The 12,685-nt window shown below is 59.3% G+C and carries 12 protein-coding genes; 3 read left to right on the plus strand and 9 right to left on the minus strand.

The annotated features are described in order from the left end of the window. Positions 1 to 27 precede the first annotated feature (27 nt). The 3 genes from ACVBEG_RS25585 to ACVBEG_RS25595 form a co-directional block, all read right to left on the minus strand. A complete protein-coding gene (locus ACVBEG_RS25585) occupies positions 28 to 360 on the minus strand; it encodes a hypothetical protein (RefSeq protein WP_322176904.1) in 333 nt (110 codons plus the stop codon). Between the two features lie 190 nt (positions 361 to 550). Further along, positions 551 to 2,398, minus strand: coding sequence for a dihydroxy-acid dehydratase (gene ilvD, locus ACVBEG_RS25590; RefSeq protein WP_322176903.1), 1,848 nt, complete (start codon positions 2,396 to 2,398; stop codon positions 551 to 553). Between the two features lie 287 nt (positions 2,399 to 2,685). Next, entirely contained in the window at positions 2,686 to 3,882 is a 1,197-nt protein-coding gene (locus ACVBEG_RS25595; protein WP_322176902.1) for a class I SAM-dependent rRNA methyltransferase, read from the minus strand. Positions 3,883 to 4,098: 216 nt separating this feature from the next. Between ACVBEG_RS25595 and ACVBEG_RS25600 the strand changes: the two genes are divergently transcribed. The 3 genes from ACVBEG_RS25600 (at position 4,099) to ACVBEG_RS25610 (ending at position 6,222) form a co-directional block, all read left to right on the plus strand. Further along, the gene (locus ACVBEG_RS25600) at positions 4,099 to 4,911 is read left to right on the plus strand and encodes an HDOD domain-containing protein (RefSeq protein ID WP_322182928.1); all 813 of its coding nucleotides are present in this window, start codon (positions 4,099 to 4,101) and stop codon (positions 4,909 to 4,911) included. 32 nt (positions 4,912 to 4,943) lie between these two features. Beyond that, positions 4,944 to 5,756, plus strand: a complete 813-nt coding sequence (gene mutM / locus ACVBEG_RS25605) for a bifunctional DNA-formamidopyrimidine glycosylase/DNA-(apurinic or apyrimidinic site) lyase (protein WP_322176901.1) — start codon at positions 4,944 to 4,946, stop codon at positions 5,754 to 5,756. A gap of 127 nt (positions 5,757 to 5,883) precedes the next feature. Then, entirely contained in the window at positions 5,884 to 6,222 is a 339-nt protein-coding gene (locus ACVBEG_RS25610) for a multidrug transporter (RefSeq protein WP_322176900.1), read from the plus strand. Between the two features lie 18 nt (positions 6,223 to 6,240). On the opposite strand, the gene ggt is transcribed toward ACVBEG_RS25610, so the two are convergent. The 6 genes from ggt to ACVBEG_RS25640 form a co-directional block, all read right to left on the minus strand. Beyond that, the gene (gene ggt, locus ACVBEG_RS25615; protein WP_322176899.1) at positions 6,241 to 7,947 is read right to left on the minus strand and encodes a gamma-glutamyltransferase; all 1,707 of its coding nucleotides are present in this window, start codon (positions 7,945 to 7,947) and stop codon (positions 6,241 to 6,243) included. Positions 7,948 to 8,011: 64 nt separating this feature from the next. Further along, the gene (locus tag ACVBEG_RS25620) at positions 8,012 to 8,263 is read right to left on the minus strand and encodes a YfhL family 4Fe-4S dicluster ferredoxin (RefSeq protein WP_219062877.1); all 252 of its coding nucleotides are present in this window, start codon (positions 8,261 to 8,263) and stop codon (positions 8,012 to 8,014) included. A gap of 82 nt (positions 8,264 to 8,345) precedes the next feature. Continuing rightward, on the minus strand, positions 8,346 to 8,825 hold the full coding sequence (gene coaD / locus ACVBEG_RS25625) for a pantetheine-phosphate adenylyltransferase (protein ID WP_322176898.1): 480 nt from the start codon (positions 8,823 to 8,825) through the stop codon (positions 8,346 to 8,348). 149 nt (positions 8,826 to 8,974) lie between these two features. Next, the gene (locus ACVBEG_RS25630) at positions 8,975 to 10,570 is read right to left on the minus strand and encodes a GMC family oxidoreductase (protein WP_322176897.1); all 1,596 of its coding nucleotides are present in this window, start codon (positions 10,568 to 10,570) and stop codon (positions 8,975 to 8,977) included. Positions 10,571 to 10,618: 48 nt separating this feature from the next. Beyond that, positions 10,619 to 11,164, minus strand: coding sequence for a twin-arginine translocation pathway signal protein (locus tag ACVBEG_RS25635; RefSeq protein WP_322218463.1), 546 nt, complete (start codon positions 11,162 to 11,164; stop codon positions 10,619 to 10,621). A gap of 54 nt (positions 11,165 to 11,218) precedes the next feature. Next, positions 11,219 to 12,649, minus strand: a complete 1,431-nt coding sequence (locus tag ACVBEG_RS25640) for a coniferyl aldehyde dehydrogenase (protein WP_447108403.1) — start codon at positions 12,647 to 12,649, stop codon at positions 11,219 to 11,221. Between the last annotated feature and the right edge of the window lie 36 nt (positions 12,650 to 12,685).

Consider the following 12,685-nt stretch of genomic DNA (forward strand, 5'->3'; position numbering starts at 1 on the left):
TTGCTCCTAAAGAGCCTTCGCTTCCAGCTATTGCACGATAACGCACGTTACAGCCTGACAAGCCCCCACCTTTCCAGTCACCGTCACGTATTTGATGGCAGCAGTTCCACTGACAGGCGTGACGCCTACGGGCTGTGTTGAGTAATTCTGAATCTGGGCAGTCGCTTTCGGCAAGACCTCTTGTTTAAGACCTTTCTGGGTTACGTAAATTGTAAAGGTCGAGTTATTTCTGACTTCAATGGTTGTGTCCACCACAACTGCCGCTGTTTTTGCGTCTTCTGTTTGGTCACTTGGCGCCAATGCATATAGGTATGTAGACAGGAGCATTGCAGCCGCACAGATAAGTAGTTTCGTTTTCATAATAAGCTTCCTTTCTATCGTGATTTAGTTCCTTGTAATCAGATATTTCTTGGCTTAGGTCCTACTCTAAATCGCCTCGTAACAAAAAAATAGCTGTCAGAAATGACAGGGTTAAGTGTCTTCATGGCTGAATGAGCCCCAATAAAAAGCCCGGCATCAATGCCGGGCTAATGGACGTTCTGGCTACTTATTACGGCATCAACTTATCAAGCATCGCCTTGTCACGCACCGCGCCTTTGTCGGCGCTGGTCGCCAGCAGGGCGTAGGCCTTCAGAGCGGTGGTCACTTTGCGCGGGCGCTTCTCGACCGGCTTCCAGCCTTTGGCATCTTGCTCGGCACGGCGTCCGGCCATTTCTTCATCGCTGATCAACAGGTTGATCGAGCGGTTCGGAATGTCGATCAGCACTTTGTCGCCATCGCGCACCAGACCAATCGCACCGCCCGCTGCTGCTTCTGGCGATGCGTGGCCGATGGACAGGCCCGAGGTGCCGCCGGAGAAGCGACCGTCGGTGAGCAAGGCGCAGGCTTTGCCCAGGCCTTTGGATTTCAGGTACGACGTCGGGTAGAGCATTTCCTGCATGCCCGGGCCGCCTTTCGGACCTTCGTAACGGATGATCACGATGTCGCCAGCCTTCACTTCGTCGGCGAGGATGCCGCGTACGGCGCTGTCCTGGCTTTCGAAGATCTTCGCGTTGCCTTCAAAGACATGGATCGACTCATCGACACCTGCGGTTTTCACCACGCAGCCGTCCAGCGCGATGTTGCCGTACAGCACGGCCAGGCCGCCTTCTTGCGAATACGCGTGTTCCACGCTGCGGATACAGCCGTTCTCACGGTCGTCATCCAGGGTTTCCCAACGAGTCGACTGACTGAATGCAGTCTGGGTCGGAATGCCCGCAGGACCAGCCTTGAAGAAGGTGTGTACCGCTTCGTCGTCAGTCTGGGTGATGTCCCATTTGGCGATGCCTTCGGCCATGGTCTTGCTGTGGACGGTCGGCAGATCGGTGTGCAGCAGGCCACCGCGAGCCAGTTCGCCGAGGATGCTGAAAATCCCGCCGGCACGGTGCACGTCTTCCATGTGGTACTTCTGGATATTCGGCGCGACCTTGCACAGTTGCGGCACTTTGCGTGACAGACGGTCGATGTCCTTCAAGTCGAAATCGATTTCACCTTCCTGTGCCGACGCCAGCAAATGCAGGATGGTATTGGTCGAGCCACCCATGGCGATGTCCAGGGTCATGGCGTTTTCGAAGGCTTTGAAGTTGGCGATATTACGTGGCAGTACCGACTCATCGTTCTCGGTGTAGTACTGGCGGCACAGGTCGACGATGGTGCGGCCAGCCTGCAGGAACAGTTGCTCGCGGTCGCTGTGGGTCGCCAGTTGCGAACCGTTGCCCGGCAGCGCAAGGCCCAGGGCTTCTGTCAGGCAGTTCATCGAGTTGGCGGTGAACATGCCGGAGCAAGAGCCGCATGTCGGGCACGCACTGCGCTCGTATTCGGCGACTTTTTCATCGCTGGCTTCGGAGTCAGCGGCGATCACCATCGCGTCGACCAGGTCCAGACCGTGGCTGGCCAGTTTGGTCTTGCCAGCTTCCATCGGGCCGCCGGACACGAAGATCACCGGGATATTCAGGCGCAAGGCGGCCATCAACATACCGGGGGTGATTTTGTCGCAGTTGGAAATGCAGACGATGGCGTCGGCGCAGTGGGCGTTGACCATGTATTCCACGGAGTCGGCGATGATCTCGCGGCTCGGCAGCGAATACAGCATGCCGTCGTGACCCATGGCGATGCCGTCATCCACGGCAATGGTGTTGAATTCCTTGGCCACGCCACCGGCGCGTTCGATTTCGCGAGCGACCAGTTGGCCCATGTCTTTGAGGTGCACATGGCCGGGCACGAACTGGGTGAACGAGTTGGCGATGGCAATGATCGGTTTTTTGAAGTCGGCGTCTTTCATCCCGGTGGCGCGCCACAAAGCGCGAGCGCCGGCCATATTGCGGCCGTGGGTAGACGTTTTCGAGCGGTAATCAGGCATGGAGCGCTCCTGGCGGCAAATCAGGTATCAGGAAAGGGAGATAGCTTCTATTGACGACACAGACACCCGGCAGTGACCGGATGCTGCGGTGAACCGATGACGCCACGGGATCGCCGCGCGCTCGGCCTGAGCTCATAAACCCGCCGGGGATGACTGGCGATGAATAAAGGCGATTCTACACCTGCGGCGTCAGGAAGGAATGCCGAAGGTCGTTCCGACCTTAATCGCGGGCAAACCCGCTCCTACAGTAGGAGCGGGCTTGCCCGCGATTGGCCGAGAAGCAGTGATCAGCTGTTTGGCAGCAACCGGCAGGTCATGCTTTTGATATAGCGCGTTTCGGCAATCGCCGGGTGCACCGGGTGGTCCGGGCCTTGGCCGCCGCGTTCCAGCAACTGCATGTTGCGGTCCAGATGGCGGGCGCTGGTCAGGAGGATGTTTTGCAGGTCGTCCTCCGGCAGGTGCATCGAGCAGGAAGCGCTGATCAGAATCCCGTCTTTGCTGAGCAGGCGCATGGCCTGTTCGTTGAGACGGCGGTAAGCGCCTTCGCCGTTTTTCAGGTCTTTTTTGCGTTTGATGAAGGCCGGTGGATCAGCAACGATCACGTCGAAACGCTCTTCGCCGTTTTTCAGCTCCTTCAATGCTTCGAACACGTCGCCTTCGATGCACGCCACTTTGTCGGTGAAACCGTTGAGTGCCGCGTTACGTTCAACGCCGTCCAGCGCGAAGGAAGATGCGTCGACGCAGGTGACATCGCTGGCACCGAAAGCGGCCGCTTGCACGCCCCAGCCGCCGATGTAGCTGAACAGGTCCAGGACGCGTTTGCCTTTGACGTACGGTGCCATGCGCGCGCGGTTCATGCGGTGGTCATAGAACCAGCCGGTTTTCTGTCCGGCCATGACCGGCGCTTCGAATTTCACCCCGTTCTCTTCCAGCGCAACCCACTCAGGCACTAGGCCGAAGGCGGTCTCGACGTAACGGTTGAGGCCTTCGGCATCGCGTGCGGCGGAGTCGTTCTTGAACAGGATACCGCTCGGCTTGATTACTTGAATCAAGGCCGCGAGCAGGTCGTCCTTGTGGTTTTCCATGGTGGCGGAAGCCAGTTGCACCACTAGGATGTCGCCAAAACGATCGACCACCAGACCCGGCAGCAGGTCGGAGTCGCCGAACACCAGGCGGTAATAAGGCTTGTCGAACAGGCGTTCGCGCAACGACAGCGCGACGTTCAGGCGGTGTACCAGCAACGATTTATCCAGCGGCACTTTGATGTCGCGGGACAGCAGGCGTGCGCAGATCAGGTTGTTGGGGCTCATTGCCACAATGCCCAACGGCTTGCCGCCGGCAGCTTCCAGAATGGCTTGATCGCCCGCAGCAAAGCCGTTGAGCGGGGTGGCGGCTACATCGATTTCGTTGCTGTAGACCCACAAGTGGCCGGCGCGCAAGCGACGGTCGGCATTGGCTTTGAGGCGCAAGCTAGGCAGGGACATGACGTCGCTCCGGAAAAAAGAGCGAGATTATAACGCGTCATCCACGCTCGGGGCCCTGATCACTGGAATAAACCACTGGCGGAGTCTATTGCATCGTTCTGAGTGTTGTCGGATGCCCCTCCACAAAGGTTAAAATTGCCGCCTAGTCCTGAGTGTGTATTTATGTCCCAAGCGCTAACCACCGAGCAGATTCAGCAGGCCTTGCAAGGCATCAGTGTGCCGCCACAGCCGCAGATCATGGTGGATTTGCAGATGGAGCAATACATGCCTGATCCGGACCTGGGGGCGATTGCCCGGTTGATCGCGCAGGATCCGGGCTTGTCCGGCGCATTGTTGAAAATCGTTAATTCACCGTATTACGGCCTGACCAATAAAATCGCCTCGATTGAGCGCGCGGTAAATCTGCTGGGCAGTGCCTCGATCATCAACCTGATCAACGCGCAGTCGATCAAGGGCGAGATGACCGACGAAACCATCGTTACCCTCAACCGTTTCTGGGACTCCGCGCAGGATGTGGCGATGACCAGCCTGACGCTGGCCAAACGCACCGGCTCACAGGCGGTGGACGAGGCCTATGCGCTGGGGCTGTTCCATGACTGTGGCATTCCGCTGATGCTCAAGCGCTTCCCCAACTACATGAGTGTGTTGGAAGACGCTTACGCCAAGGCGAGCCCGACCTGTCGTGTGGTGGACACAGAGAACCATACATTCAATACCAACCATGCCGTGGTCGGTTATTTCACCGCCAAGTCCTGGCGTTTGCCGGAGCATGTCAGCAACGCTATTGCCAACCATCACAATGCGTTGGCGATCTTCCAGGACGAGTCGGGTCACAACAGCCAACTGAAGAACTTGCTGGCGATCCTGAAAATGGCCGAACATGTCTGTGCGTCCTATCGGGTGCTGGGCAATCAGGGTGAAGACCATGAGTGGAACAGCATCGGTCATCTGATTCTGGATTACGTGGGGCTTTCCGATTACGATTTTGAGAACCTCAAAGAATCCATTCACGAGTTGGGCGTCCGCTAGCCCGATCACTCGTTCCTTTGTCCGGGTCGCCAATGCCTGAATTACCTGAAGTCGAAACCACCCGCCGGGGCATCGCGCCGTATCTGGAAGGTCAGCGCGTCAGTCGCGTGATCGTTCGTGACCGGCGTTTGCGCTGGCCGATCCCCGAGGACCTGGACGTGCGCCTGTCCGGGCAGCGGATTGTATCGGTGGCGCGTCGCGCCAAGTACCTGTTGATCAATGCCGAGGTCGGAACGTTGATCAGTCATTTGGGCATGTCGGGTAATTTGCGTCTGGTCGACGCCGGATTGCCTGCGGCCAAGCATGAGCATGTGGATATCGAGCTGGAGTCGGGCATGGCCCTGCGCTACACCGACCCGCGCCGTTTTGGTGCGATGCTCTGGAGCCTTGACCCGCTCAATCACGAATTGCTGATTCGTCTCGGGCCGGAGCCGTTGACCGAGCTGTTCGATGGGGAACGTCTGTTCGAACGTTCCCGGGGACGCTCAATGGCGGTCAAACCTTTCATCATGGACAACGCGGTGGTGGTCGGAGTCGGTAATATTTACGCGACTGAAGCCTTGTTTGCCGCCGGTATCGACCCGCGTCGCGAGGCTAAGAGCATCTCCCGGGCGCGTTATATGAAGCTGGCGATCGAGATCAAGCGCATTCTTATCCACGCCATCGAGCGCGGCGGCACCACCCTCAAGGATTTTATCGGCGGCGATGGTCAGCCCGGCTACTTTCAGCAGGAGCTGTTCGTTTACGGTCGCGGCCATCAGCCGTGCAAAGTCTGCGGTACCGAGTTGCGCGAAGTAAAACTCGGTCAACGTACCAGCGTGTACTGCCCGCGTTGCCAGACATAGATATCCTGTAATCGCGGCCTTGCCCGCGCCTGCCTGAAATGGCATCTGACAGCTGCAAACCTTGCGTAACCAGCGCCGCTGTTTATAGTGACGATCATTACTACCGTTGAGCTTGAAGGATCACGCCATGAGTCCGTTTCGTACCCTCGCTGTTGCCTTGGCCTTGCTGTTCGGATTGCAGGTGCTGCCTGCACAGGCTCAAGCAGAGTCACACGGGAGCGGAGATCCAACCTACTCCCTCGAAGCGCCGCCGGCCTACGCCATGATCGGCGACCTGTTGATTGCCCGGCCTTTGCTGATCGCGGCAACTCTGGTGGGTGCCGTACTGTTCGTGGTGGCGCTGCCGTTTACCGCAACTGGCGGTGGCATTGGCGACGCGGGCAAGGCGTTGGTGGTGGACCCTGGTAAGTCCGCGTTCGTCCGCTGCCTGGGTTGTACGGGCGATGGCTACAACAAACGCGAATAACCGGCGTCGCGATAAACGCTAAGGCGCGGCTTGCCTGACTGTCGGGTCGAACACTGCTGGAATCCCAAGCCCGCGAGGATCGCTCGCGGCTTCGACCTTGGCGTTGTCCTTGTTCCAGAACAGCACCTGCTGATTGCCATAGGCGCGCTTGGTGTCCTTGAGGCTGTAGCCGCGTGCTTGCAGCTCAGTCAGTTGCTCTGGAGAAAAGGCGTCGGGTTCGTACTCGATAACATCCGGCAAATACTGGTGGTGATAGCGCGGCACGGCAGGCCATGTCGCAACGGGTTGTCCGTCCAGGTATTGCAGGATCGACAGCAGCACCATGCTCGGAATACGGCTGCCGCCCGGTGTGCCGAAGGCGCTGAACTCGGTTGGACTTTCAATAAAGCTTGGGCTCATGCTCGACAGCGGCCGCTTGCCCGCCGCGATGGCGTTCGCTTGGCTGCCGGCCAGACCGTAAGCGTTGCTGCCTTGCGGGTCGGCGGCAAAGTCGTCCATTTCGTTATTCAATACCACGCCAGTACCGGGCACGCTGAAGGCTGACCCGAACGGCAGATTCACCGAAAGCGTCGCAGCGACCGCATTGCCCTCGCTGTCGAGGATGGCGAAATGAGTGGTGTGATCGCCCTCACGCCATTTAGGCGCAGGCGGCAGGCTGGCGCTGGGCGTCGCGTCGTGTGGGTCGATGTCGCGAGCCAGCTGCTTTAGGTAGTCGCGATCAAGTACATGGGCCAATGGGTTGCTGACGAAATCCGGATCGCCCAGCAAGCCTCGGTCGCGGTAAGCCCGGCGCAGGACTTCGACCACGTAGTGGGCACGCTGCACCTTGTCGGCCTCACGCCACGGCAACTGCTGCAACATCGTCAGGCTCTGGGCCAGCGCGATGCCGCCTGCGGAGGGTGGCGGGGCGCTGATCAACTCGCGATTATCCGCTAATGGGAAGCGTAGCGGCGCGCGGGCAACCACTCGATAGCGCTGCAGATCGTCGTCTGTCCAGATGCCGCCAGCGGACCTGACCCCTTTGACCAGCGCCTGACCGGTCAGGCCTTCGTAGAAACCGGCGCGCCCCTTGTCGGCAAAACGATCAAGGGTCAGCCCCAGTTCCGGTTGTTTGATGATCTCGCCCAGCGCCGGGATGTTCCCGTGGCGCAGAAACAGCCGGGTGCTCTCCGGGTCGTCGCGCAAGGCGGACAAACGCCAGCCAGCGCGCTCCCGGTAAACAGGATCGACGGCAAACCCCTGATACGCCAAGCGGATGGCCGGGGCCAGCGAGGTTTTCAGCGGCAGTTTACCGTAATGCTCGGCCAGTTCGACCAGCGCCGCTGGCAAGCCCGGAATGGCGGCGGCCAGTGGGCCGTTGAGCGACAGCGTGGGTTGTACCTTGCCGTCGCGGCGATACATGCTCTGGTTGGCCTGGAGTGGTGCGCGTTCGCGGGCATCAAGGAACTGATAGCGAATCGGCTCAGCGCTTTGCCGCAGCAGGAAGAACCCGCCACCGCCCAGCCCGGAAGCATAAGGCTCGACCACCGCCAGCGCGGCACTGACCGCCACGGCAGCGTCGAACGCGTTGCCGCCGATGAACAATATTTCTCGACCGGCGGCTGTGGCTTGCGGATGGGGGCTGGCGATGGCGGCCTGTTGCGGTGCCTTGGCCTGAGCGGCAAGGGCGCACAGCAGGAGCAGGGCGCCGAGCAGGGAGGGGAGACGATTCAGCGTACGGGTCATCCGGAACTCGCTTTTGTCGACAGGCAGTGCAGCCCGGCTGGCGAGTGCAGGAGCGTCGAAGGGGCTAGGCTTTGTGGGTCAAAATCAGGTATTTGGCCATCAGTTCGTCTTTGCTCTCGACGTGGGTTTCATCCAGCGGGATGCAATCCACGGGGCAGACTTGCTGGCACTGCGGTTCGTCGTAATGGCCAACGCATTCGGTGCACAGGTTCGGATTGATCACGTAGATCTCCTCACCTTGAGAAATTGCCTCGTTCGGGCACTCGGGTTCGCAGACGTCGCAATTGATGCAGTCGTCGGTGATGATCAGGGACATGAAGCACTCCTGCCACGGGCAGCGCCGGGGCATATGAAAACTAATGCGGCGAATTGTGCCGCATTAGTTCGTCCGATGCACCTTAGCGTTTGAACCGTTCGGTCAACGCCTCAGCTACCGCCGGGTGTACAAACTTGGTGATATCGCCGCCCAGTGCCGCGATTTCACGGACCAGCGTTGAGGAAATGAACGAATAACGCTCGGACGGTGTAAGGAACAGGCTTTCCACGTCCGGGGCCAATTGGCGGTTCATGTTGGCCAGCTGGAACTCGTATTCGAAATCCGATACCGCCCGCAACCCGCGCAGGAACACGTTGGCGTGCTGCTCTTTGGCGAAGTGCGCCAGCAAGGTGGAGAAACCTACCACCTCGACATTGGGCAGGTGTTTAGTGACCTCTCGGGCCAGCGCCACGCGCTGTTCCAGGGGAAACAGCGGGTTTTTCTTCGGGCTGGCAGCAACCGCGATGACCACTTGGTCGAACAGGCGCGAGGCGCGTTCGACCAGATCGCCATGGCCCTTGGTGATAGGGTCGAAGGTGCCTGGGTACAACACTCGGTTCATCGCGTCGTCCTGGTCGGAGTCCGTTGGGGAGTCGGATGGTAGCGCAGCAATCCCGGTGGGCCAAGTCGGCTTATGGATAGCAGGGGCATTATTGCTTTGGCAAATGAGGCGTTTCCGCCGCTTTTACAGCGCCTTCCGGTGCTACGCATCTAAGCCGATCTTAGCCTTTCACCCAGCAAAGTCGCCAGTTGCGCGGTCAGTCCATAGACCGAAAGTTGCGGGTTGGCACCGATACTGGTGGGAAATAACGAGCCGTCATGGATCGACAGATTGCTCAACTGATGATGCCGGCCAAGGCTATCGCATACAGCGGTTTTTGGCTCTTCACCCATGGCACAACCGCCCATCACATGGGCGCTGCCCAGTCGGGTGCGGTACGTTTCCATGCTCAAACCGTCGATGACTGATCGTGCCTCGGCCAGGCTTTTCACGTAGCCAGCGTCTTCGTGTACCGGCATCACCGCCTTAGCTCCGCCAGCAAACTGGATCTCGGCCATGCTGTGATAAGCCCGGCGAATGCCATCCCAGGCGTAAGACGACACCTGATAATCGAGCACTGGCGTGCCGTCGCCGCGCAGTTCCACGCTGCCGCCCGGGCTGCCCGGGTGAAAACCGTCACGCATCAAGGCCAGCATCATGTGGGTATTAGGCAGTTGGGCCATGCGCTCTGCGTTTTCCTGGCCGAAGCCGCCGAGCAGCGTGCTGGCCAGCGCCGGTTGCAGGGGCGGTACTTCGAGCTTGTAAGACATCTGCCCTGTGGCACCGTCGGTCCATTGGAAATGGTCGGAATAAATCGACTGCGGTGCGCCGTAAAACGGATTAATCACCCGGTCGAACAACGCTGCGGAAAAACTCGTCAGGTGCAGAAACGTGCGCTTGCCCACGCGCTTGTCCGGGTCCGGGGCGTCGGAGCGCATCAGTAAGGCAGGGCTGTTGATACCGCCACCGGCCAGTACGTAGTGCTTTGCCTTGACTGTGATACTGCGACCGTTGGGCGCCACACAGCGCTCATCCATGCCCACGCATTGCAGGCCGACAACCTTGTCACCTTTGATCACCAGCCGTTCTGCGCGGGCCAGGTACAGCAGCTCGCCGCCCTTATCCAGAGTCGCGGGGATGGTCGTGACCAGCATCGATTGTTTGGCATTGGTCGGGCAGCCCATGCCGCAATACCCTAGGTTCCAGCAGCCGCGTACATTGCGCGGGATGACTTTCCAGCTGTAACCCAACTGCTCGCATCCGTTGCGGATCACATCGTTGTTGGCGTTGGGTGGCATGACCCACGGGGCAACGCCCAGACGCTGTTCCATTTTGGCGAACCACGGCGCCATTTCGGCTGCGCTGTGGCCTTTGACCGCGTGTTCTTTGGCCCAGTGTTCCAGGGTTGGTTCGGGGGTGCGAAAGCTCGACGTCCAGTTGATCAGCGTGGTGCCGCCGACGGCTCGTCCCTGGAGGATGGTAATCGCGCCATCCTTGCTCATGCGGCCGATGCCTTCCTGATAAAGGCTGGAATAAGCCTGATCTTCGAGCATCTTGAAGTCGCTGCTGGTTTTCAACGGGCCTTCTTCGATCAGCAATACCTTATAGCCAGCCGCGCTGAGGATTTCTGCCGTGGTGCCACCGCCAGCGCCGCTGCCGATGATCGCGACATCCGCCTCCAGCGTCAGGTCATGGGTCAATTGCGCGCCGCTGTAGGTTTTCCAGCCACGGGCAAGGCCTTCTCGAAACACATCAGGAACCGGCATAGGGCCTCGATCTATCTATTTTTATTGGGGGGGTGGGGCATGTGTGGTTCAAACAGTCGGCGGGCCGGGATAACCGCAATGCGCCCACGATTCCGGGCGGCTGTACCAAGCCATCGTCACCAGCTTCAGCAAGGCGCCATGGCCCATGCGTAACAGGCTCAATGCGCTGTTTTCCCAGCGATTGAGGAAGGCCGTCATCTGCAACGGGCTGGCATTTTCCCAGCCGCCCCAGACACCGGTCAATGGACCTCGGGTGACGGGCAGCGCCAGTACATCGAACAGTTGCTGCGTCAGTTTGAGCATCTCCGGCGACAGTCGATCAAGGCTGGCGTCGATGCTTTGCAGGGTGCCCGCGATGGCGTTCGGTAGCGCAATCTCACCCAGACTGCCTTTGAGCATCACTGGAATCAGTGCGCGCAGGAATGGCAGATCACTGCTGCGTAATACGGCAAAGCCGCTGGCAGGCGTGTTGGCCGAGCAACCGCTCAGGCTCGCCGCGAGCCCGGCAGAGGACAGGAAGGCGCTGGCGCACAGGCCGATTTTCAGCACGCCCCGACGTGATAGGTTGGGGCTTTCAGACAGGCTGTTGTTCATTGTTTTTGTGGCCCTGTTCTTATGGATTTGTTGGACGGCGGTTGTCAGTCAGGGCTAACGAATGAACAGCTTGTAGACCAGCCGCTGGATCGCCTTGCCGTACGGCGGGTAAATCAACCGGGCTGCATTGAAGCGTTGCTTGATGAAGACACCCTTGGCCTTGCTGAAGGTCAGAAAGCCTTCATGGCCATGGTAGTGGCCCATGCCGGAGGGGCCGACGCCGCCGAACGGCATGTCATCCTGGGCGACATGCATTAGCGTGTCGTTCAGGCACACGCCGCCGGAGTGGGTCTGTTCCAGTACGCGCTGCTGCTCGGCCTTGTTGTAGCCAAAGTAGTACAACGCCAATGGGCGCGGGCGCTGATTGATGTAGGCAAACGCCTGATCAATGCGGCTGTAGGGAACAATGGGCAGCAGCGGGCCGAAGATTTCGTCCTGCATCACGGTCATGTCATCACTGACATTCAGCAGCAGACTGAACGGCATGCGCCGTCCCTGGCCCTGCTCGAACAGCGGAATCACTCGCGCGCCTTTGCTGCTGGCGTCGTCGAGGTAGCGATTGAGTCGGGCCAACTGTCGGTCGTTGATGATCGCGGTGTAGTCCGGGTTGTCGATCAGTGTCGGATAAAACTTCTGTACCGCTTTTCGGTAGGCGTCGACAAACCCGTCGACCCGGTCTTCGGGCACTAACACGTAGTCGGGCGCGACGCAGGTTTGTCCGGCATTCAGGGTTTTGCCGAAAGCGATGCGTTCGGCGGCGTCCTCGAGCGGCACATCGCTGGACACGATGGCAGGGGATTTTCCGCCCAGCTCCAGGGTGACCGGGGTCAGGTTCTCGGCTGCGGCGCGCATTACGTGCTTACCGATGCTGCTGGCCCCGGTGAACAATAAATGATCAAAAGGCAATGTCGAGAAGGCCATGCCGACCTCGGCTTCACCCAGCACAACCGTGACCAAATCTTCAGGGAACACTTGGGCGAACAGGCGCTTGAGCAACTGACCGGTGGTTGGCGTCGATTCGCTGAGCTTGAGCATCACCCGATTACCCGCAGACAGTGCGCCGACCAGTGGGCCGATGGCGAGAAATAGCGGGTAATTCCACGGCACGATCACCCCGACCACGCCCAATGGTTGATAGATCACTTTGGCCGACGCCGGTTGAAACGCCATACCAACGTGTCGGCGCGAAGGCTTTATCCATTTTTTCAGATGTTTGCTGGCGTACTGGATGCCCAACAGGCTTGGCATCAACTCAGCCAGCAGGGTTTCATCGGCGCTGCGGTGGCTAAAATCGCTGTTGATGGCGTCGACCAACGCCTGCCGTTCATCGCTCAATAGCGTGCGCAAGGTCTTGAGCCATTGCAGACGCTGGCCGGCGAGCGGCATAGGATTGGCCGCGAAGGCCCGTCGCTGATTGTTGAACAGCTGCTCAAGCTCATTGAAGGCTTGCTCGGACTCTTGCTGACAGGCGATTTCGGCGGGCATGGTCGTGGCTCGTATTAGCGTTATGCTGTACTTTTA

The sequence above is a fragment of the Pseudomonas sp. GG8 genome, from assembly GCF_052976945.1.

Bases quoted from the DNA above. Each gene is read 5' to 3' on its own strand.
- ACVBEG_RS25585 (WP_322176904.1), bottom strand. From the start codon at position 360: ATGAAAACGAAACTACTTATCTGTGCGGCTGCAATGCTCCTGTCTACA.
- ilvD (WP_322176903.1), bottom strand. From the start codon at position 2,398: ATGCCTGATTACCGCTCGAAAACGTCTACCCACGGCCGCAATATGGCC.
- ACVBEG_RS25595 (WP_322176902.1), bottom strand. From the start codon at position 3,882: ATGTCCCTGCCTAGCTTGCGCCTCAAAGCCAATGCCGACCGTCGCTTG.
- mutM (WP_322176901.1), top strand. From the start codon at position 4,944: ATGCCTGAATTACCTGAAGTCGAAACCACCCGCCGGGGCATCGCGCCG.
- ACVBEG_RS25610 (WP_322176900.1), top strand. From the start codon at position 5,884: ATGAGTCCGTTTCGTACCCTCGCTGTTGCCTTGGCCTTGCTGTTCGGA.
- ggt (WP_322176899.1), bottom strand. From the start codon at position 7,947: ATGACCCGTACGCTGAATCGTCTCCCCTCCCTGCTCGGCGCCCTGCTC.
- ACVBEG_RS25620 (WP_219062877.1), bottom strand. From the start codon at position 8,263: ATGTCCCTGATCATCACCGACGACTGCATCAATTGCGACGTCTGCGAA.
- coaD (WP_322176898.1), bottom strand. From the start codon at position 8,825: ATGAACCGAGTGTTGTACCCAGGCACCTTCGACCCTATCACCAAGGGC.
- ACVBEG_RS25630 (WP_322176897.1), bottom strand. From the start codon at position 10,570: ATGCCGGTTCCTGATGTGTTTCGAGAAGGCCTTGCCCGTGGCTGGAAA.
- ACVBEG_RS25635 (WP_322218463.1), bottom strand. From the start codon at position 11,164: ATGAACAACAGCCTGTCTGAAAGCCCCAACCTATCACGTCGGGGCGTG.
- ACVBEG_RS25640 (WP_447108403.1), bottom strand. From the start codon at position 12,649: ATGCCCGCCGAAATCGCCTGTCAGCAAGAGTCCGAGCAAGCCTTCAAT.